This is a genomic window from Bradyrhizobium pachyrhizi, from assembly GCF_029714545.1.
GTDB lineage: Bacteria > Pseudomonadota > Alphaproteobacteria > Rhizobiales > Xanthobacteraceae > Bradyrhizobium > Bradyrhizobium pachyrhizi.
Map to the genome: position 1 here is coordinate 7,965,402 of NZ_CP121667.1, position 21,657 is coordinate 7,987,058.

A 21,657-nucleotide genomic window follows, 5' to 3' on the forward strand; every position below is an offset into this window, starting at 1 on the left:
GGAATTACCGCAGTCGGTCGAGTAATGCCTTTGCCTGCTTCAAATCCTGCGTTTCAAGACCCTCGACGAACCAGCCATAGATGGGCACGAGCTGGTCGAGCGCTTCGCTGGTTCTGTCCTGATCGATCCACAAGTTGGCGAGGTCTACTGCTACTCGAAGTTCAAGGGCCTTGGCGCGTTGGCTTTTTGCAGTTGTCAATGCGTGATCGAGCAGTGATCGTGCATCGGTGCTGGCCTCCGGTGCATCGCGGACGAGCAATACGCGCGCTTTCAATCGATACAGCTCGGCCTCAAATATCCGTTCGCTATTGCGGGCGGTTGTAGCGAGACCCTGCTCAATCAGTTCGAGCGCAGCTTCGCTTTGATGGCTCGACAACAAAGCCGCACTCAGGAGCACATAGAGTGCTGTGATGCCAAGCTGATAGCCCGCGCCGCGATATTCGTTCATCGCCGTGCGGATTTCCTCGAGCGCAGCGGACGAAGGATCAAGGAAGGTGGCGCTTATCCCCCGGGTGGCGCGAGCCAATCCTCGCCACTGCCGGAATCCGAGTTCTTCCGACAAGGCGAGACAACGATCGGCATAGCGGTGTGCCTTTCGGAAGTCACCCCGAAGAGCGTGGAGAATGGATGCATAATAGAATCCATAGGCCTGCGAATGCGGATGACTGATGACGTCGGCACGCTGAAGGGCGGCATTTACACGTGCGAGTGCCGTATCAGCACGGCCCTGCAGCCAGAACGCCCATGACATCAAAGCCAGGTCGGCCACACCCGCATCCTGGCCGGCAGCACGCGCCGCCAATCTGTCATGCTCGCTGCTCGCTTCGAACGCTTCGAAGGCCCGTTCGATCACCTCTTGGGCACCTACGAGATTTCCCATGAAAAGGCGTATCATCCCTTGCCCACGCATCGCGTTGAGCAACGTTGGTCGATCGCCCCGCCCCTCCGCAAGATCGAGCAACACCGAGATCATTTCCTCGGCGACCGGCAACTCGCCACGAATGACGCTCGCGGTGGTCAACCAAAACATGATTTGTAGTCGCTCGGGAGGATCTCCGAGCCGCTGGCACAGCTCGCGCGCTCGCGCAAAGGTCGCCACCGCCTGGGGCGAGGCCGGCCCCTGGCTGGCAATGAGGCAGGGCCCGAGCGCGTACTGGAAATCAAGCTCCAGCCGGTCCTTAAGTGCACCGTCGGCCAAATGGGCCGAGACCTCAATGCCTTTGCGCAAGTGTGCGATCGCTTCGAGGTTGGCGGAGCGCATGGCCGCTTTTTTGCCTGCCTGGAGCCAATATTCTCCCGCCTTTTCGAACAATCCCGCCTCGGTAAGGTGGAGTGCGAGAGTCTCGGGTTGGGACTCCACAATTTCCGGGAATCGTTGCTCGAAAGCGTTGGCGACGGCGGCATGCAGCGCTGCGCGTCGGCTCTTCAGAAGTCCCGCTTCGGCAGCGTCCCGCACGAGCGCATGCTTGAAGGTGTAGACCGCCCGGGGTATCTCGCCTCGGCAGAATATCAACTCCGCCTGAACCAACTGGGCAAGCGCCTCCTCAAGCCGTTGCCTTGGCAGCTTGGCGACCACGCTCAGCAGTTCGTACGAGAACTCGCGCCCCACAACGGCGCCGATCTGAGCAACTTCCTTCACGGGGGCCAATCGGTCGAGCCTAGCCATCAGCGATGCGTTCAATGTCGTTGGAATCGCCATCGAGGGTAGCGGACCGCTGACCACGTAATGGTCGTCTCGCTCCTGCAGTAAGCCGGTTTCGAGCACCGCCTTGGTAAGTTCCTCGACGAACAGGGGCACGCCGTCGGTGCGAGCGAGGATTTGGTCCAAGACCTCCTCCGGGAGCGTCTTGCCTGCCGTGACGCGCTCGATCAATGCCGCCCCGTTGCGTCGGTTCAGCCGTGTAAGCGAGACGGTCGTCACATGTGCATGACCAGGCCAGGGCGGCGCGAACTCTGGTCTCGCGGTGATGAGCAGCAGCACTCGGAGTCGTGGCACCTTCTCCAGTGTAATCGTGAGCAGCTCCATCGAAGTCGGGTCCGACCAATGGGCATCCTCAAAGATGATGAATACTGGCTGCCGCGCAGCCAACGCTTCGAGCTGAGCCGAGAATGCCGCCAACGTCATCTCCTTGCGTTTCTGCGGACTGAGCTCGGGCAGCTGGTAACGATCACTGATCGGCAGCGACAGAAGGTTTGCTAGAGCCGGCACCACACGATCTGCGTCGGCGCCAGACCGCAACAGCAGAGCTTCAAGCTTGGCAAACTTCTCCGTCGGCGCTTCGCCTCTTTCGAACCGGGCAGCACGTTCGAGATTGTCGATGAACGGATACAACGCACTGTTGGTATGGTGCGCCGAGCAGAAATGGCGGACCGTAATGTGTGGTTCGGCTTGGAGCCGCTCCTGAAGCGCCAGCGCGATGTGCGACTTACCGATACCTGGCTCGCCAGTTAGAACCACTACGCAACCTTCGCCCGAAGAGGCATGCTGCCAGCGCCGCAACAGCAGCTCGATCTCCTCGTCTCGCCCGATCAAGGGCGTCAATCGGGTCCTGTGCTGAGCCTCAAAGCGGCTTTCCACTCCAGTCGTCCCGAGCACCTGCCAGGCAGGTATTGGCTCGGCCCATCCTTTCAGCGCGATGGAGCCAAGATCGCAGTATTCGAAATATCCTTCGGTGAGCTGGCGCGTACTCTCGGAGATCAGCACCGTACCGGGCTCGGCGGACTGCTGCAGACGAGCAGCCAGATTCGGTGTCTCACCGATCACCGCCTGCTCCTTGGCGGCGCCTTCGCCGATCAGATCGCCCACGACGACCATACCGGTAGCGATGCCAACGCGAACCTGCAGCTTGGTGCCGATATCTGCCTGAAGGTTGGCCACGGCATCGACCAGTGACAGCCCCGCGCGTGTCGCCTGCTCGGCATCGTCCTCGTGCGCCAGGGGGTAGCCGAAATAGGCAAGCACGCCATCCCCCATGTAGCGCGCGATAACGCCCTCACTCCGGGCGATAACCTCAGCGATGCAGGCGTGATAGTCGCCGATTATCGAGCGCAAGTCCTCCGGATCCAGCCGGGCCGAAAGTGCGGACGAGCCCACCAGATCGCAAAACATGACCGTGATTTGGCGCCGCTCGGCGCTGTCTCGCGGCGCTGGTTTGGCAGTCGCTTGGTCCGTTTCAGCGACATCATCCTCAAGTGCCGCAATCGCGCGCAGCATCTTGCGCCGGTGCCCAAGCAGGACGCCGAGGTCCTTGAGATCCTGCTCCGTGAGATCGCCGACGACCGAGAGGTCGATGGCGTTCTCTGCGAAACGATCGGCGTACTCTCCCAAACCGATCGATGCCAGCCACTCTGCAATACCTGTCATGGTATACCTATGGCCAATAGGGATAAGAGTAGCACATTGCAGAGACCTGCGAAGGCACATCTGCAAATGGAAGCACCGATCGCGAGACATCTCAGCCAGTTTAACACATTGGCTCCGGCGAAAGGTGGGCACTGCCAAGCGATGCCATGAGGCCCCGATCGCGCGCGCCTTCGACCGTGCAATAGCCAACTCAACATAAAGCCGCGTTTGGCGCGAAGCACAGCTATGAACAGAGATGCCTAGTTGCCCTCGTTCCAGATGTCGGTGGTCAGCTTCCAATCATCGTCGACCTTCTCCCAAACCACGACATACTTTCCAGTCACATCCTTCGGTGTCGGTCCCTTGGTCTTGAGGGCGAACGTCCCAATCTCGCGCGCCGCGGATGGGCCAAGGGGCTTAACGTCAAGGGTTGCGAGCTTCGGATCGCCAACTTGTTCCGCCATGCTTTTCCACATTGCCTCGATGGCTGATCGGCCGTGCACCATCGCAGAACCTGGCGGGAATGCGGTCGCATCCGTGCTGTAGAGTGACGCAACTCCAGAGAAGTCGCCCTTGTTGAACAATTCAATCCATTTCGCATTGATGGCCTCGATCTCGGCTTTTTGAGCCAAAGCCGGTGCGGTAAACGAGATCACGAATGCAATCATCAAGGCTATGCTACGCATGATCATCTCCAAATATGTTCGATGCGAATGCAGGGCGGACGTTGACTTGACAAGAAGCGGATGCGTTGAATGAGGCATCCCAGACCGGGTTCGGCGCGCCAGCAATTCCGGGGAATTACCGTCAGCAACATTGACTAACCAGCGCTGCGCGCCTCACCAGCGACCTGAGCGGTTTTGATCCCAATGAGATTGCGAACGATCCGATGCGTGCTGGGCTCGAGCTGGTCGAGGGATCTAGAAGAAAAGAAATGTGGGACCGCTACGCAGGAGGCAGCGCCACCATCCTGCAACCGCCTGCGCATAGCGCTGGCACGTTTGAGGCAGTCACAGCGCCTCACCAAGCGCTGATGTCGGCTTCGGGTCCAAAAACTGACGGTGTCCCAAGAGACGATTGCCGCCTATCGCTCGACAAGCAGACATGTAGCTTAGCACTAAGTCCCTTTTCGCTGTCGCTCAGAGGTATCAAGTGGGCGCATCTCGTGCGTTATGGTAGCAAATGCTTCGCGCACCAATTCTCGAGCCGGATGCTCGGCCAATGTGAAGCCCATAGCGACGACGTATCGCTTTAGGATTATGGTGCGCTCGGAGGGCGTTCGCATCTGCTGCAATTTCAGTCGCCTATCCCAACGATGAAGAGCCAAAGGTTCATATCAGCCTTGTAGGAGCGTTTCAGCTGCCATTGCCGCCCCAGGACCCTACGTCCGGAACGTAATCAGCGACCGAAACAATCAACAAGAGCAATGAAACTCGATCCTGATTGACCACCTTTATCGCTGTTTGTTCACGGGGTTTCGGTGCAGGATAGCGACCGCGCCGATTGGCGCCATGTGGCTCAAAGCGCTTGGTGTCGAAGATCCTCGAGCCGACCGTGGGCCGAGCTAATAGGATCGAAAGCTAGCTCCGCGCGTTGACTAGTTAGCCCAAATGGGAGGTCAACAATGGCTAAAGACCGAGACCGACGGGCGCCGACGGCCGCGGAACGCGAAGCAAACAAGGCATTCAAAACGGTCAGGCCGAAGGATGCTATGACGGATTACGCCAAAGCGCAAAAAGCGATCCACGATAATCGAGAGCGCCTAAAGGCCGAACGGCTAGCGCGGGAGGCTGAAGCGGCCAACCGCACAAGAGCGGGCTAAGCGCCCCATGTGGATGATCACGGAGGATCAAAGTTTGTGGAGGGTGAAATGGCCCTACACTTCCGCCGAGTCGATACTGAACTGGAGATATGGATCGCAAGCAGCGACGACTATTCATTCGTCATCAGCAATGAGAGCCGGAGTGGACCTGGATTGCATGGAGAGCCGGGCTTTGTTGCATCATATCGCCCCGACTTTCTGAATATGCCAGCGGCTCACGTATCCGGATCTCCCTTCAATTCGTTCGCTGAAGCCGAGCGGGCCTGCAATGCGTTTCTGGGGCGCCTCATCATTAAGGGATGACTACCGTTATCCGCCCTTCACCTTCGGCGGTGATGACGACGCGATCGGCCGGCTAGGAACGTGGACGCGTCTTCCGGAGTTGCCATTGGCATAAATAATCAAGGGAGAGAAGCGCGATGGGACAAGGCGTTTTGCTTTGGCTTTTGGGCGTGCCAATTCCTGTGATCATCCTGCTGTGGTTGTTCTTCGGGCACTGACTAGGGCGTAATTGCCGGGCGACGTGCACCACGCAGTCTACTGGCGCAGATAACTCGTCAGGCCCCTGTCAGGTTTGGCGCTCACACTCCCCCCGCTTGGGCTGGTTGCGCATCTAACCCCGCTCGGAAGCGTTGTTCGCCTCACCCATCGAACCGACACCGCCTATCCATGTGCCGACGACCTCAAAGTTCGGATTAAAGGCGACAAGATCCGCGCGGTATCCGGGCGCGATCCGTCCAAGCTCGGACCCAAGGCCCAGAAATGCCGCGGGCGTCCGGGAAGCCATGATAAGAGCATCGACAAGGGAGATTCCGATGAGCGCAACAGCGTTGCGCACCGCCTCGATCATGGTGAGGTGAGCGCCCGCGAGCGTGCCATCCCGGTCAGTCAGGCGATTGTCGTGCAACGTGATCTCCCTTCCCTGTAGCAGGAATTGCCGGTCGCTCGTGCCCGCCAATGGCATGGCATCGGTAACCAGTGTCAATCGATCGCGTCCCTTGCAGCGCAAGGCAACACGCAAGCAGGCGCGGTCAACGTGGATGCCGTCGCAGATGATCCCTGCAAACAACCGGTCATCTCCCAGCGCGGCACCCACCAAGCCGGGCTCTCGGGCGGTTAACTGCGACATGGCATTGAACAGATGGGTCACCCCCGAGACGCCGCGATCGACCGCCTGCCCGATTTCGGCTGCGGTGGCGTCGCTGTGGCCGGCCGCGATACGCAATCCGGCGCCGATCAATTCATCGATCATGGACGCGGGCACGCATTCCGGTGCCAAGGTCACCATGGAGCGACCGCGGTCCCCGAAGCTTTTAATGGCGGCGAGATCGCACCGATCGGGCACGCGTATCTCGGCTTCCGGATGAATGCCCTTGCGAGACCTGTTGAGGGCCGGACCTTCCAGATGAAAGCCGAGCACGCCGGGAATTTCGAGGCACGCCTGAGCTGCTACAGCCAATCGTTCGATGACCTCGCTTCGATCGGTGATGAGGGTTGGCAAACAGCCCGTGGTGCCGGCCTTGCGGTGCGCCTCGACGATGCGGCGAACGCCGGCCTCCGTTGGCTGGTCGTTGAGAAGAACGCCGCCGCCTCCGTTCACCTGAACATCGACGAATCCGGGTGCAAGTATCGCATCCCGAGGAAGGTGGATCGAGGCGCGCGCCTCCTCGGTAATGCCTTCGATCCGCCCCTGCGATATCCTGACCGACCCCGGCCCGCGCATGTCGGCACCATCAAAGATGTGCTGCGCTGCAATCGAGAAAACCACGGAAGACCCAGCTTGGCCCATAAGTGCTGATCCGAGAATGGCAATCACGGACTCGTGAGGCGAGTCCCGTGCTGTACAGGTCCTTATATGTACACAACGGGCTTGGGGGACCCGGAGCTAAATCCTTGCGTTAACTTCTAATGGAAACAAAAGGTACCACCTATCTCGGCATCGATGGGGGCGGAACCCGCTGCCGCGCCCGGGTCGAGGACGAAAACGGCAGGGTACTCGGTGAAGCGAGCTCGGGGCCTGCCACGACCCGTATTGGCTTCGACAGGGCCTGGCGGTCCATCATGGAGGCCACCGAAGCGGCGGCCGCACAGTCCGAACTGACGCGCGAGGATTTCGCGCGGATGCACGCCGGAATTGGCCTCGCCGGCATTGGTCGCCGGGGCGCGGAAGCGGCGCTCAAAGAGATCCCGCATCCCTTTGCGTCCGTTATCTTCGTCAGCGATGGCCTAGCTGCCTGTCTCGGCGCCCATAGCGGCGCGGACGGGGCCATCGTGGTGGCCGGCACGGGCTCGGTGGGTGTCGGCCTGATTGGCGGCAGCGAGATCCGCATCGCCGGTTACGGCTTCCCAGTCTCGGACGAAGGCAGCGGCGCCGACATTGGCCTGCAGGTCGTTCGACTGGCGCTGCGGGCCGCGGATCGCCGCGGCGAGCTGACACCATTGCTTGCAGAGGTGCTGGGCGCATTCGATCAAGATCCTTATCAGGCCGTGGCGTGGTCTGAAGAAGCCCGGGCCACCGACTACGCCGCGTTCGCGCCGACCGTGATGCGGCACGCCAATCAGGGCGATCCGGTCGGCCGCCGCATTGTCGAACGCGCGGCCGATGCCATTGGCGATCTGCTTGATCTGTTCCTGGCTAAAGGAATTGACCGGCTCGCGCTGGTGGGCGGGCTCGCGGATGCGATTACGCCCTGGCTAACGCCTGATCTGCGCGCCCGCCTGAGGCGTCCTGACGCCGACGCAGCGGCCGGCGCGCTGCTTGTGGCCCGAGGGCGGCTCGACCTGCGCAAGCTGGACCCGCCCAAGAGAGAAACTGACCATGAACAGGCTTCGAAGTTCCGCGTTTGATGGTGCTTGGATCACGGATATGGCCACCGAAGAAGTCGATCCCAGATTTGCCGACCTTGATGCATGGTCGCTGACGTCAGCGATGGAAGCGATGTGGGAGGGCCAGCTTGCGGCGGTCGCCGCGATCGGCCATGCCCTTCCCGCGATCACTGCGGCAGCCGAAGCGGCCAAGACGGTGTTGGGCGACCGCGGTCGCATTGTATATGTCGGCGCTGGCACGTCAGGCCGCGTGGCGGTCCAGGACGGGGCCGAGCTGACGCCGACCTTTGCTTGGCCCCGCGAGCGCGTCCGCTTCGTCGTTGCCGGCGGTGACAGCGCGTTCGTCACCAGCATCGAGGGCGCGGAGGACGATGTCGATGATGCAGTCACGCAGATCAGCGCCGCACGGCTCACGCCGCACGACGTGGTGATTGCGGTAGCCGCCAGCGGCACAACGCCGTTCACGGTCGCGGCGCTGCAGCAGGCAGGGTCTTTCGATGCAGTAACGATTGGTGTCGCCAACAATCCCGGCACCGCACTGCTGGCATCGGCAAAGTTTCCGATCCTGGTCGAGACCGGCCGAGAGCTGATCGCCGGCTCCACGCGGATGAAGGCGGGCACCGCGCAGAAGGTCGTGCTCAACCTGATCTCCTCAGGAATCATGCTGCGCCTTGGCCGGGTATATCGCGGCATGATGGTGAACATGCCGCCGACCAATGCCAAGCTGAAGCGGCGCGCCGAGGCCATGGTGGCGCAAATCGCGCGCTGTAATCCGTCGCACGCGGCACGCTCGCTCGAGCAGGCCGAGGGAGACATCAAGATCGCAGTCCTTCTGGCGCTCGGTGTCGACAGGGTTGATGCGGAGACCGTTCTGGAGAACTGTGACGGCAACCTTCGGCAAGTGTTTGTCGAACTCGCCAGGAATCGTGACTCGCATCGTGACCGACTCCCAAAGGGAGCGGCGGGACGCGGCCGAGGCGGAGTGGTTGAGCCATGACGATATCCGCGATGGCGAGCGAAATCGGGGAAAGCGCGGATGTTGTCGCTAACATTGTTCGCAGCCGACCCGCCGCGCGCGACATCGCACAGCGGATTGGGATTGACTCCGCCCCCTTGTGCGTCGTGTGTGGTCGGGGAAGCTCCGGGCATGCCGGAGTTTTCTTGAGGTATCTTGTCGAGACGCGGCTTCGCCTTCCCGTTTCAGCAAGTGCTCCCTCGGTGGTCACGGCATTTTGCACACCCTTGATGCTGCGCGATGCGCTGTTCATCGTGATCTCGCAATCCGGGCGCAGCCCGGATCTCGTCGCCGCGACCAAGTCGGCACGAGCCTCGGGCGCACGCACGATTGCCATCGTCAATGCGACGTCGTCGCCGGTGGCTGACGAAGCGGAATTCGTCGTTCCGATCGAAGCCGGTCAAGAACACTCCGTGGCGGCGACGAAGACCGTGATCGGCTCGATGGCCGCCAGTGCCGGACTGGTTGCCGAGTTGGCGCAAGATCGTGCGCTGCGGTCAGCCCTCGACCGGCTGCCCGAGCGCCTGCACCGCGCGCTGGCGCTCGACTGGTCGGAGATTGCCGATGATCTCGTCAAGGCATCAGCTGTGTTTGTGGCGGCTCGGGGCCTGGGCCTGGGCTCGGCGAGGGAGATCGCGCTCAAGCTTTCGGAAATCATGCGCCTGCCCTCCATCGGACTGAGTGCCGCCGAACTGCAGCATGGGCCACGTGCCGCGTTATCGTCGCGCACGCCAGTTGTCATGATGCGTGTCATGGATGAAACGGCGGCCACGGTGGACGCACTGGCAGAGGAATTGCGCGAGCAAAAGATCGCGCTGCATCTCTGCGGCGGACCGCTTGGCTCGCTGCCTTGGTTGGTCGAGGATGACCCCGCCACCGACCCGATCACCATGCTCGTTCCGGCCTACCGGATGATCGAGCAGGCGGCATGCGCGCGCGGATTTGACCCGGATCGTCCCCCTCGCCTGAGCAAGGTTACCGAGACGTTTTGACTGATCGCTGGCTGGCGACCAAAGCGGGAGCGACATCGTCAAAACGTAACAAACGCGAGCAGAAGCGACCGAATGCGCGGCAAGGGCGACGAAGCTGATCGCTATTCTGCCGCTTACAACGGTCTGGTTGCAGGTTCAAGTCCTGCCGGGCCCACCAAGGAGATCAATAGCTTACTTCGTTCTCGTTGCCTGCAGCGCCACCGGCGCACCAGAAACCGCACCAGATACGTGCACTTTTCGTTCGTGGGGGCTCGCGCTCCGCAATCAAGCGACGCGTAATATCGCGGGAAGATGGTCATTCCGACAATTGCCGGCTCAAACCAGCACTGGACCCGCAATCGGATTTTTCTCTGGCGGAATGCCCGAATAGCAAACCGAGAGCTTCTGAGTGTAACTCAATGATCCGCTACAACGATAGTCGCGCCACAGCGAGCTGCCATGTCCGCTAAGGTCGTTCGGGTCGGTTTGAGGGACATCCGTTCATCCAGGCCAGGTTGAGGCCAAACAAATTCATAAGAGCAGACTGCTTGAGTGCCGTTGAATCCCTTCCGGTTGGGGTCAATCGCGCCGTCTTAACAATCGGCCATTCACTTCCGCTTTCCCCCCATAACCGGACGTACTCGCCGTTGGCCGCAACTTCGCATTTGGGCCGAAAGCAGTCGTTGGCACTTTAGTCCTGGTCGAGCTCTCCGATATGACGCTGGGCATATAGCTCGAGTCCGATCCTCGCGACGAGTTCGATCTGGGTTTCCAGAAAATCGATATGCTCTTCCTCATCGTGCATGAGTTGCTCAAACAGATCCCGTGTCACGTAGTCCTTGACCCGATGGCAATGGGTCGCAGCTTCAGCGTAGAGGGAGTGTGCCGACAATTCGGCTTGCAAGTCGCTATCGAGCACGGCCTTCACGGTCTTCCCGATATGAAGGGATTCCAGCGTCTGCATATTGGGAGATCCATCGAGGAAGATGATGCGTTCGATGAGCTTGTCTGCATGTTGCATCTCTTCAATCGATTCCTTGCGCCACGCCTTGGCCAGCACCTTGTAGCCCCAATTGTCGAGCAGGCGGTAGTGCAGCCAGTACTGGTTCACCGCGGTGAGCTCGTGGCGCAGCGCTTTGTTGAGGTATTCGATAACGTCTTTATCGCCCTTCATGCTCCGCTCCTTTTCGCGGGTGCCACTGGGAATCGATTGGTTGTGTGGGCGCCTGGACTTGATGTGTGGCCGACGCGATGGAGAGTTTAGAGCGTCAGCGCTTTCGGTTCGAGCAGTTTGGGGCACCTACCGCTCGCCGTGAGCGGCACGCAAGGAAAGGGGCGCTCGGCGTTGACTTGCTCACCGTTCGACACACATGAGAGGTTAATCTCTGCGCCGCGACTTCAAAAAGCGTACGGAGTAGAACAGAGGAGTTTTGGCCATGATCGAGGGGATCAGCGCGCTCACGCTGGGCACCCATGACATGCCACGAGCTGTCCGATTCTACCGAGCCCTGGGATTTGAGGTCCTGCATGGCGGCGAATGGTCGTCGTTCACTAGCTTTCGAGCAGGTCCGAGCTACCTCAACCTCATCGACCAGCCCGCCGAACGGCGCTGGTCCTGGTGGGGTCGGGTCATCTTCTACGTCACCGATGTTGACGCACTTTACGAACGCGCGCTCGCGGTGGGTTACCAGCCGGCGACTGTGCCCCGCGATGCCGAATGGGGTGAGCGCTTCTTCCACCTAGCTGACCCCGACGGCCACGAACTCAGTTTCGCTCGACCTTTGCATCGGGCTTCCGTCCAATAGCGGTTCGAAGCGGCCTGCATTCCAACCGTCGCTGCGAAAGGGTATTGTTTCGACAGACGGCCATCGCCCTGACGTCAGCTTCGGCTCGGGCTATGGCGCGTTCTCTCGAGCAAAGATCAAAGGATGGCAACGAACGGTCGCACCGTCACTGTATTCGGCGGAACCGGATTTCTCGGCCGCCGCATCGTTCAGCATCTGCGCGATCACGAGTTTCCCGTCCGGATCGCGTCAAGGCATCCAGATCGCGGGCGCAGTCAGTTTGGACCGCATGATTCCCAACTTCTGTTCGTCCAGGCCGATATTCACGACGAACGGTCCGTCGCAAATGCGCTTGCCGGCGCTTATGCCGCTGTCAACGCCGTCAGCCTTTACGTCGAGCACGGGCGCGAGACGTTTCATTCCGTTCATGTCGAGTCCGCCCAACGGGTCGCGGCCCAGGCGCACCGGGCCGGAGTCAAAAGACTCGTTCACTTGTCAGGCATCGGCGCCGATGCCGCGTCTCAATCGCGGTACATCCGAGCGCGCGGCGAAGGTGAACTGGTGGTCAGGGCTACGTTTGCCGGCGCGCAAATCGTCCGACCCGCCGTCATGTTCGGACCGGACGATGCGTTTCTTACGACCATCCTCAATCTTCTCCGGCGACTGCCGATCTATCCGATGTTCGGCCGCGGCTCGATGAAACTGCAGCCGGCCTATGTGGAAGATGTGGCGGAGGCGACTGTCCGGATCATCCAGCGAGCCGAGACGCAACCGACGATCTCCGAGTGCGGCGGCCCTCGCGTTTATTCCTACGAAGAATTGGTCCGAATCGTCGCGCATCAGGCTGGCCTCGCGCCCATCCTGGTCCCGATCCCGCTCGCCGTTTGGCACGCGCTGGCATGGGCTTCCGAAATACTCCCGGACCCGATTCTCACGCGCAATCAGGTGGAGCTGATGCAGATCGATACCGTGTCGTCGCCTGGCCTTGTCGAACTTGGGATTTCGCCGCAGCCGGTTGAGGCAATACTCCAAAAGATGCTGTCAAAGTGCGGATGACGAGGGCTCATCGGTTAAATCCGCTTCAGAAGGCGGGTTCGCGCGCTGCTGTTACAGGACGCGATGGCGTATCCGGCGTTCGACGGCGGCAATATGGCTGTGCGCCGTCGGCAGCCGCAGGTAGTTCGGGGTCAACTGACCTTGGACGCGTACCTCTAAATCAGGATTGGTGAGCGTGGCTCTGTATCCGCTTCAGTCCGAAAGCGACTGGAGTGCGGCGTCGCTGCGAAATGACGCGATGGGTCATGAGCGTCGATTGGTTCATGCCGCACGGACGTCCGGTCTACCGCCAGCAGCAGAAGGCAAAGCAAGCATCGAGGCCGGACGCTTTGGGCCATGTGTGGACGGCTCCGGGCAAGGGTTTTCTTCACGCCTGCGGCGGTGGTCGGAGCAGCCATGTGTTCGGCCTGTTAGCGCGGTTCCTTGCACTGTATTGCGGAAACAATTCAAACAGGCCGGACATCGGCAATCCAAACTCTTCGTTCCGGCTGCGAGATGGCAGTTGCTACAGGCGAGATTGTTGCGCGCAAACCGCCTTGCGGTATCCGCGACTTCCGGGCCGATATGCGCATATGTCGCGGTGATGAGGTCGCATCCCTCCGCACCTGAACACCGAAGGCATCGTTCGGCAACGCACCGGCCTGCCGCCTCCACCGCGCACGGGCGGACCACCGTCACGAACATCCGCAACAAATCATCGCCGCACTGGCGCGGCTGGCTGAAGCCGGAAAATCGGTGCCTGGTGCCGTTCAACAACTTCGCTGAATACGCCCCGGAGCCGAACCCGGAGACCAAGAAAAAGGACGCCGTCTGGTTCGCAGTGACAACGATAGGCCACTGACGGCCTTCGCCGGCATCTGGACCGAGTTCAAGGGTGACCGCTAGACGAAGTCCTAACCGATCCCCGGGCCCACCTCGTCTATGGTTTCCTGACAACAGCGCCGAATGCAGTCGTGGCACCGATCCATCCCAAGGCGATGCCGGTCCTAACAACCGACGAGGAGCGCGATGTCTGGATGCGCGCGCCATGGGACGAGGCCAAGGCGCTGCAGCGTCCGTTGGCCGACGATGCGCTAGTGATCGTCGCACGCGGTGTGAGGCGAAGGAAGATATCTTGGTGTCACCATGAGGCCGTGGTGGCGTCTCGTCGCCGACGCCCAAAGTAAAGCACAAGCTGCCGGCCGCGGCATTTGGGCGGGATCTTTCGTCGCTCCTTGGCTCTACAGGGCCTGCATCCGCGCGGGCCGGAGGCCATCCTACTGCTCCGACGAGGCAAAGTGATCGGTGAACCCAATTCGGCGAGTCCAAGCCAATCAAACTTACGAAAATACGAAATATCTCTTGCGCCATCAGGCAAATCATTCGTTCAACAGCTACGCGAAGCGCTCTCTCTCTCTCTCTCTCTCTCTCTGGGAGCTTTGAATGCCTGACGAACGATCGGAACTTATCGCGATCTCAAAGCTGAATGGCGATTTTCGGAAAACCGCTTCGCACTTTTCCGGATCATGCTCTAGGCGCGAAACCCGAGTCTCGCCGCCAATACGGCATACTCACCGCCGACAGCACACACAATTGCCGATTTGGCGCTATCTTGAATTGAGCATCCTCACCACGCCTCTCGTGGAGTCCAGGTGCGGTCGCTACGACTGCAAATCACTTCACGCGCAAAACTTCACTCATCCAATTTCTTGCTCAGTTCAGGATCGAGCTTGTTCCGCTCGACCGTCTGATAGAACGTGATGGGTCTGCATTTTCCATCGAAATCCGCGAGGACGATGGCCGTCCACGGACTCGTGGTGTCGCCCGAATTGTCGCGGAGCTCCGGCATGACCTTGCGAGCAGCGATCACATACCAAGCGCGACCAGCCGCTGCGGCCTTCGCAGCCGCAGCGAACTCATCCAATATTCCACGCAGATTCTTGCGCATTTCTTCTTCATTGTCCCCGCGGAGGTATTTTCGAGACGACTTTCCCGCCTCTCCGTACTCATGATGAATGTTCAACTGCAGTCGGGCATCGTCCACTTCGATCTTGGTCACCCGTATCGCCGCTCCGCCTTCGCGAAGATAGTCGCGCACCCGGACGTCGCAGGCCAAAAATCTGTCCGCAGGGGGCTGAGCGGCGCTAGCTGCAGGGGGCACCGCGGCAAGTGCCCGCGTGTTCTTTTTTCGAGGAGCAGCGTCCGCAGGCATCGTGGCTATGGCGGCGCCGAGGAGCGCCGCGGCAAGTACGACGGGAAGAGAGGCGTTCATGAGTGCGCTGCCAATGCGGTATTTCCAAAACGCACTGACCGCAGCGTTGGTTCCGCAGCCCGGCCAGGTCGGAGCGGTGCTGAAGGCCGGGGAAGCGGCGGAGGCGTCTCGGGAACTTTTTCCTCGAAACAGCCTTGTTTAGTATTGTTCTACAAGAAGGGACCTCACGGGACGGTTTTTTTGACCGGCAGCAGGTCATGGACTCGATTCTCATCAAGATCTTCGCCACGGCGCTGGCCTTCAGCCAGGTCAGTACCCGGCCGGATGGGGTCAAGACGGAGTTTGATGCGGTACGTGACCGCTCCGAGGTGGCGGAGCTCTTGAGTGCCGGCTGCGCCCACATGCGCAAGGCTTTCGACATCGAGGACATCAACCTAGACGATCTGATTGCCACCGCCATGGACGACAAGGAGGCATTGAGCAGCGAGATCAAGGCACTCAAAGGACTGAAGCTGGCCGACCTCCACGTGGCCTACAGGCAGTTCTGCAAGGTCGAAAAAATGGAAGAATCTCCGGTCGATCTTGGTCAGGTCATCACTTTCTACAACAGCGCGGTCAAGGATCTGCCCGACGTCGCGCAGCTTAAGCACCTCAGGCTTCCTGGCACCAGCATAGTCCTCGACAGCAGGAGCGAGCGTCTTGCTGAGATTTACGTCCCGAACAATCGCCGCATCTGGGTCAAGCTTGCGGATATCCCGGAAGCAGTGCGCAATGCATTTGTCGCCGCCGAGGACAAGCGCTTCTTCCAACACACCGGCATTGACGAGCGCGGACTGGTCCGCGCCTTCATCGGCAACTTCACGCACCCGGGACGGCCGCAGGGCGGCTCGACCGTTACGCAGCAGGTCGCCAAGAACCTGCTGGTGGGCAACGACATCACCTACGAAAGAAAACTGCGGGAAATGATTGTAGCCTCGCGGATGGAGCGCGCCCTGACCAAGGCGGAAATCCTCGAACTCTATCTCAACTCGATTTATCTCGGTCGCGGGGCCTGGGGCATCGAGATGGCGGCGCGCAGCTATTTCGGCAAACCAGCCAAGGCGCTCTCCCCAGTCGAGGGCGCGCTGCTCGCAGGGCTCGCCAAGGGACCGAACTACTTCAATCCCGACCACCACCATGAGCGCGCGCGCGAGCGCCTTGCTTACGTGCTGGCCCGCATGCAGGACGACGCCATGATCGACGCCGCCGCGGCGCAACCAGTATTGCCGCAGCTCGTCGAGTACCGGCCGACGCGCCTGGACTTTGGCTTTCACTTCGTCGATCACATCGCGCGCGAGGCAAAGGTGGTCGCGGGCCTCGATAGTCTCACCAGTTCCTCCTACACGGTGCACTCGACCGTCAACTCGGCCTTGCAGCGCGCAGTTGAGGCAACATTGCAGGAAGGCCTCGCGCGGTACGAGCTGAACAGCGGTCGTTACAAGTTCGAGGGACCCGAGGCGAACATTTCCGATGCTGTCCGTCAGATTGCGGCAAACCTGACGGCCACGGAACCGGCCTGGCTCGTGGCGTTGAAGACGACGCGGCTACCGCTCTATGACGTTCACTGGGAAGCGGCGGTCGTCCTGGAGAATACGCGTGGCAAGCGCGGCGATGCGATCAACGTCGGTCTGACCGACGGAAGCATCCTGCCGCTGAACACCTGGAGCGCCGCGACCCGGCGCGGTCTCAAGCCGTACGACGTGGTCTATGTTCAGGTGGGCGAAGCCAAGGGCAAGCAAGTGGCGCGTGCCGATCTGCGCATTCGACCGACCGTGCAGGGAGCGGCGCTTGTACTCGGGAACGAAACGGGCCGCATTCTCGCGATGGCGGGCGGCTTTTCGTATCCGGCAAGCCAGCTCAACCGCGTCGTCCAGAGCCTGCGGCAACCCGGCTCCACCTTGAAACCGCTGACCTACCTCGCCGCCCTACGAAAGGGACTGCAGCCCAACACGCTGGTGATGGACGAACCCATTACGCTGGCACCGATCGGCGCGACGGGCTCCGCGCGCCAGCGCGGTTTCTGGTCGCCGAGGAACTACGACGGCGGCGCTTCGGGCGCCATTACGCTGCGGCGTGCGCTGGAAAACTCGCGGAATCTCGCCACCGCGCAATTGCTCGCGACCGGCCTCGACGACAGCGCCGAGCACGGCCTCGACCGGGTCTGCGAGCTCGCGATGGAAGCGCAGCTCTACAAGGAATGCATGCGCTATTACCCGTTCGTGCTCGGCGCCCAAACCGTGCGGCTAATCGACCTTGCGGCGTTTTATGCAGCGATCGCCAACGAAGGCGCACGGCCCCAGCCCCATGCGATCGAGACGATCGAACAGGACGGCCGCGCGATCTACCGGCGCGATCCGCGTGCGGTGGACTGGATCGGCTCCGCCGACCGCGCATCGTTTTACCAGTTGAAATCAATGCTTCAGGGCGTGCTCGCTCGCGGAACCGCGCACACGGTGAAGCATCTCTCGCCCTATGTCGGCGGCAAGACCGGTACCACTGATAATTGGGCCGATGCCTGGTTCGTCGGTTTCACCAATGACGTCACCGTCGCGATCTGGGTCGGCTACGACAACGGCGACGGGGGACGCCGCACCCTCGGGCGTGGCCAGACCGGAGCAAAAGTGGCGCTGCCGATGTTCGAGCCGATCGTGCAGGCAGCATGGGAGCTGCACGCGCCCAAGACGGTGTTGAACGGCCCTTCCCGCGAAGCCATGCATCAGCTCGTTACTCTGTCGATCGATCCCTATACTGGCGATCCCGCACCGGCCGGCTCCGGGCGCGCATTCACCGAGTACTTCAAGCGGGATCCGTCAGGCAGAACCAATGATACGCAATTTCGGATCGTCTCGCGTGCGGAAAGCTACGCCGGGCCATTCCGGCAGTGGTCCTACGACAACCACACTTACGGCGACAACCAGCCGCCCTTTCCGTACCCGACCTGGCGTCTTGGTCCGCGCGAATATCCCTCCTGGCGCGGATATCCCGATGCCGAGGATCGCCTCCCGCGACCGCCGCTCCGAGTCGATCCCGATTATTTCTGGTGGCGGCTGAATTGAGCATTGACGCCCATGAGACTCCACCGTGCCGCTGTCCTCATCGCCGCCTGGGTGGCCGCTTGCACGGGCGCGGCGGCGCAGAAATTCCAGCTGGAGGACGTGCCCGCAGCCGCCAGCGTTCCGATAGCACAGATCAAACCACGCACCGTCATCTTCGCCGACCAACGCAACGATAAGCTCACGGACTTCTCGACCGGACTCATTCCTTTCGAAGATTGGGCTCGCTCGCGCCCGGTTCAGCGGCGCTTTCTCTCGCTCTTCCCAAGCTTCGTTGAGCCCACGCTCAACCAGCAAACGAAGCTGAAGCTCTCGGTCTACCTGGGAGAAGCGCGGTTTCGACTTCCAAGACCGGCAGCCACATTGGATCTGTCGCGGTATGCGAATATCGCGTTCCTCGAGCAGATCGATCCGGCAGTCAAGCACCGGCCGATCGTGGCGGGGGATGCTATTCCCAACAAGGACGGGGCCGCCGCGCACAACCGTCCGCCGGATCGCCGCTGGTGCGCGGACGCGAGGGCAATCTGCGCGCAGTCCCGTTACATGTTCGAAGGGAAAATTCCGGCGGGCATTCAGCTTGCCAACAAGCTGCGCGACGAGAGCAAAAAGCCGATTCCGGATTTCATCGAGTTCCAGAGTGAGATCATGTTGATCACGCAGCCGCACCTTGCCGAGCTGCCGGGCCTGACAGCGCTCGACACCACAGTCACCAGCGCGCTCGAGCAGAACATCTTTTGGGTCAACCAGGTTATCCAGTTCGGCAAGCTGCTTGCGGTTCTGCAACAGCATCCGACCGAGCCGGAAGCCGCCATCGCGACGGTCTACATCCTGGTTGCGGTCAGGAACGACGTGCTGAACAAGCAAAGGGAATATAGCAATACACCCGTGCTGCGCAATCTCGTGCCGGCGCAGCTGCTGATGGGCAAGAGCTCCTTCAACAGCGGCGATTCGCTGAGCGCCGGCCTGCCGAAGTACGCCAGAAGCCGCATCAAGGCGATCGCCGACATGATGGGCGGGAATGAGCAGGATTAGTCGATCATGGGGCTGGCACTCCCGATCGGGACTCCGATCGCGGAATATCGTGCAGGTTGGCGCGCCACTCGGAACAAAAATGCGAACTCTTACATGATTGAAATTGTTGTATGATCCAGCGGTCGCCGACAGACGACCAAGGCACTGGCTCGAAGGCGGCTCGAGACGCTTGCGGAGCCGGAAGGAATGGAAGGAGAAAAAAGGAGGTTCGCATCATGGTTGCCAAGGACGTGATGTTCGCGACTGAAGCGCGCGAACGGATGCTGCGGGGCATTGATACTCTGGCAAGTGCCGTCAAGGTCACGCTCGGCCCCAAGGGACGCAATGTGGTGATCGAAAGATCGTTCGGTGCGCCGCGCATTTCCAAGGATGGCGTTACCGTCGCCAACGAGATCGAGCTGGAGGATAAGTTCGAGAACATGGGCGCCCAGATGGTGCGCGAGGTCGCCTCCAGGACCAGCGATATCGCGGGCGACGGCACGACGACCGCAACCGTGCTCGCACAAGCCATTGTCAAGGAAGGCGCCAAGTCGGTCGCCGCCGGCATGAACCCGATGGACCTCAAGCGCGGCATCGATCTCGCGGTGGACGCGATCGTCAACGATCTGAGGTCTCATGCCAGGAAGGTGACGGCCAACGAAGAGATCGCTCAGGTCGCCACCATCTCGGCGAATGGTGACGCCGAGATCGGCAAGTTCCTCGCCGACGCCATGAAGAAGGTCGGCAATGAGGGCGTTATTACGGTGGAAGAGGCAAAGAGCCTCAGCACCGAACTCGAAATCGTCGAAGGCATGCAATTCGACCGCGGCTACATCTCGCCCTATTTCGTCACCAATGCCGAAAAGATGCGGGTCGAGCTCGAAGACGCCTATATCCTTGTCCACGAGAAGAAGCTGTCCACACTTCAGACCGTGCTTCCCCTGCTCGAGGCGGTGGCGCAATCGGGCAAGCCGCTCCTGATCGTTGCGGAGGATGTCGAAGGCGAAGCGCTTGCAACGCTGCTGGTCAACAAGCTGCGCGGCGGCTTGAAAGTCGCCGCGGTGAAGGCGCCGGGATTCGGCGATCGCCGCAAGGCGATGCTGGAAGACATCGCGATCCTCACCGGGGGCACCGCAATCTCCGACGAGATCGGCGTCAAGCTCGAGAATGTCGCGCTCGACACGCTCGGGCGCGCCAAGAAGATCATTGTCGAGAAAGAGAACACGACCATCGTCAACGGAGCCGGTGCGAGAAAGGATATCGAAGCGCGCATGACGCAGATCAAGGGCCAGATCGAGGGCACGACATCGGACTACGATCGCGAGAAGCTGCAGGAGCGCCTGGCAAAGCTTGCCGGCGGAGTTGCGGTGATCCGCGTCGGCGGCGCAACCGAGATTGAGGTGAAAGAGCGCAAGGACCGGGTCGACGACGCCCATCATGCGACGCGCGCGGCGGTTGAGGAAGGCATTCTTCCCGGCGGCGGGGTCGCCCTGCTGCGAGCGCAGAAGGCGCTTAGGGGTATCAGGACGGCCAACTCCGATCAGAAGGCGGGCGTCGAGATCGTGCGCCGTGCGCTCCGGGCGCCGGCATGCCAGATCGCCGAGAACGCGGGCGAAGATGGCTCGCTGATCGTCAACAAGGTGCTCGAGAACGACAACTACAATTGGGGCTTTAATGCCGCGACCGGCGACTACCAGGACTTGGTGAACGCCGGCGTGATTGACCCTGCGAAGGTCGTGCGCACCGCCTTGCAGGATGCCTCCTCCATCGCCGCGCTCCTGATCACGACGGAAGCACTGGTCGCCGAAAAGCCGAAGAAGACCGAGACGCATGCGCCTATGCCGCTACCCGACTTCTAAGGAGCGATGAATTCCGAATGAAATCCTTGTCGTGCTTTGGTTCTGTGCTCGGGCACGATCGTCTCGGAAAGCCGCTTCACACTTTTTTCGGGCCGCGCTCCGACGGTAACGAGCCGCTGGCTGGCGGCTGCAGAACGCGATTGCGAGGCATATTGCGCCGCGATCTCGGGATCGCCGCGATGGGTATTCTCAAAAGCTCAACGCATCCTGCACGAACCAGACGGGTGCCTGGACCTCAGGCTTGTTCTTGCAAAATTGCGGCACCGAGCTCATTGAAACGAAACAACTGAAAGATCCGCTGGCCATTGAAATCGAGTATCCTCAAGTCGTCTGTTTCGTGCAAATCGCTCTCGACCGCATGGAAATGCCCACCATAGCGTTCCTTCGCGAGACCGAGCGGAACATCGAAGGCGACAAACTTGCCGATGCCCTTGGCCTTGAGCTCACCAAGGAGCTTGTCATCCAGTAGTTCGTGGGATGTGAGGACCAGCAACGGACCGCTGGCCGTGAGCAACAGGAGTGACCTCATCGATTAACTCCCTTGGTTTCACCAGCATCGCCGGCGGGCGAACCATATCGCAGTGACCGTCGCGCTGGTGCTCGTCGTCGGATACATAAGGCCGGGAATGACGACTGAGAATAGGAGCGCGGCAGGTTACTCGACTAATGATCCGGTGCTCTAACCCG

The 21,657-nt window shown here is 60.8% G+C and carries 14 protein-coding genes and 2 pseudogenes; 9 read left to right on the forward strand and 7 right to left on the reverse strand.

Going from position 1 to position 21,657, the window contains the following annotated elements:
• Nucleotides 1-4 precede the first annotated feature (4 nt).
• From QA639_RS37630 to nagA, 3 genes are all read right to left on the reverse strand, one after another.
• On the reverse strand, nucleotides 5-3,364 hold the full coding sequence (locus QA639_RS37630) for an AAA family ATPase (protein ID WP_283088657.1): 3,360 nt from the start codon (nucleotides 3,362-3,364) through the stop codon (nucleotides 5-7).
• A gap of 239 nt (nucleotides 3,365-3,603) precedes the next feature.
• Complete coding sequence (locus tag QA639_RS37635) at nucleotides 3,604-4,029, reverse strand: YybH family protein (protein ID WP_028337662.1); 426 nt, start codon at nucleotides 4,027-4,029, stop codon at nucleotides 3,604-3,606.
• A gap of 1,749 nt (nucleotides 4,030-5,778) precedes the next feature.
• Nucleotides 5,779-6,933: an N-acetylglucosamine-6-phosphate deacetylase gene (nagA, locus tag QA639_RS37645; protein WP_283088658.1), complete on the reverse strand. Its 1,155-nt coding sequence runs from the start codon at nucleotides 6,931-6,933 to the stop codon at nucleotides 5,779-5,781.
• Between the two features lie 140 nt (nucleotides 6,934-7,073).
• Between nagA and QA639_RS37650 the strand changes: the two genes are divergently transcribed.
• The 3 genes from QA639_RS37650 (at nucleotide 7,074) to QA639_RS37660 (ending at nucleotide 9,998) form a co-directional block, all read left to right on the forward strand.
• Entirely contained in the window at nucleotides 7,074-8,012 is a 939-nt protein-coding gene (locus tag QA639_RS37650) for a glucosamine kinase nucleotide-binding domain-containing protein (RefSeq protein WP_028337660.1), read from the forward strand.
• Between the two features lie 19 nt (nucleotides 8,013-8,031).
• The gene (locus tag QA639_RS37655; RefSeq protein ID WP_028337659.1) at nucleotides 8,032-8,988 is read left to right on the forward strand and encodes an N-acetylmuramic acid 6-phosphate etherase; all 957 of its coding nucleotides are present in this window, start codon (nucleotides 8,032-8,034) and stop codon (nucleotides 8,986-8,988) included.
• Nucleotides 8,989-9,152: 164 nt separating this feature from the next.
• Entirely contained in the window at nucleotides 9,153-9,998 is an 846-nt protein-coding gene (locus QA639_RS37660; RefSeq protein ID WP_244482281.1) for an SIS domain-containing protein, read from the forward strand.
• A 670-nt stretch (nucleotides 9,999-10,668) separates the two neighbouring features.
• On the opposite strand, the gene bfr is transcribed toward QA639_RS37660, so the two are convergent.
• A complete protein-coding gene (bfr, locus tag QA639_RS37665) occupies nucleotides 10,669-11,151 on the reverse strand; it encodes a bacterioferritin (protein ID WP_028337657.1) in 483 nt (160 codons plus the stop codon).
• Between the two features lie 262 nt (nucleotides 11,152-11,413).
• Here bfr and QA639_RS37670 point away from each other — a divergent pair, with 262 nt between their 5' ends.
• Nucleotides 11,414-11,782: a VOC family protein gene (locus tag QA639_RS37670; protein WP_028337656.1), complete on the forward strand. Its 369-nt coding sequence runs from the start codon at nucleotides 11,414-11,416 to the stop codon at nucleotides 11,780-11,782.
• 123 nt (nucleotides 11,783-11,905) lie between these two features.
• The gene (locus QA639_RS37675) at nucleotides 11,906-12,817 is read left to right on the forward strand and encodes a complex I NDUFA9 subunit family protein (protein WP_028337655.1); all 912 of its coding nucleotides are present in this window, start codon (nucleotides 11,906-11,908) and stop codon (nucleotides 12,815-12,817) included.
• A gap of 421 nt (nucleotides 12,818-13,238) precedes the next feature.
• On the opposite strand, the pseudogene QA639_RS37680 reads toward QA639_RS37675, so the two are convergent.
• Nucleotides 13,239-13,449: pseudogene (locus QA639_RS37680) on the reverse strand (c-type cytochrome); the annotation flags it as partial.
• On the opposite strand from QA639_RS37680, the pseudogene QA639_RS37685 reads away from it, so the two are divergent.
• A pseudogene (locus tag QA639_RS37685) lies at nucleotides 13,438-13,983 on the forward strand (SOS response-associated peptidase family protein); the annotation flags it as partial. The pseudogenes QA639_RS37680 and QA639_RS37685 sit on opposite strands and share 12 nt — an antisense overlap.
• 506 nt (nucleotides 13,984-14,489) lie before the next feature.
• On the opposite strand, the gene QA639_RS37695 reads toward QA639_RS37685, so the two are convergent.
• The gene (locus tag QA639_RS37695; protein ID WP_028337052.1) at nucleotides 14,490-15,068 is read right to left on the reverse strand and encodes a hypothetical protein; all 579 of its coding nucleotides are present in this window, start codon (nucleotides 15,066-15,068) and stop codon (nucleotides 14,490-14,492) included.
• Between the two features lie 197 nt (nucleotides 15,069-15,265).
• On the opposite strand from QA639_RS37695, the gene QA639_RS37700 reads away from it, so the two are divergent.
• The 3 genes from QA639_RS37700 to groL all read left to right on the forward strand — a co-directional run bounded on the left by QA639_RS37700 (nucleotide 15,266) and on the right by groL (nucleotide 20,970).
• Nucleotides 15,266-18,103 (forward strand): penicillin-binding protein 1A, encoded by a 2,838-nt coding sequence (locus tag QA639_RS37700; RefSeq protein ID WP_028337053.1) that lies wholly within the window; start codon nucleotides 15,266-15,268, stop codon nucleotides 18,101-18,103.
• 12 nt (nucleotides 18,104-18,115) lie between these two features.
• Nucleotides 18,116-19,132 carry a hypothetical protein gene (locus QA639_RS37705; protein ID WP_283088659.1) on the forward strand — a complete coding sequence of 339 codons (1,017 nt, stop codon included), beginning with the start codon at nucleotides 18,116-18,118 and terminating at the stop codon, nucleotides 19,130-19,132.
• 215 nt (nucleotides 19,133-19,347) lie between these two features.
• On the forward strand, nucleotides 19,348-20,970 hold the full coding sequence (gene groL, locus QA639_RS37710; protein WP_028337055.1) for a chaperonin GroEL: 1,623 nt from the start codon (nucleotides 19,348-19,350) through the stop codon (nucleotides 20,968-20,970).
• Between the two features lie 235 nt (nucleotides 20,971-21,205).
• Here the strand turns inward: groL and QA639_RS37715 are convergent, their stop codons facing one another.
• Entirely contained in the window at nucleotides 21,206-21,499 is a 294-nt protein-coding gene (locus tag QA639_RS37715) for a hypothetical protein (protein ID WP_028337056.1), read from the reverse strand.
• Between the last annotated feature and the right edge of the window lie 158 nt (nucleotides 21,500-21,657).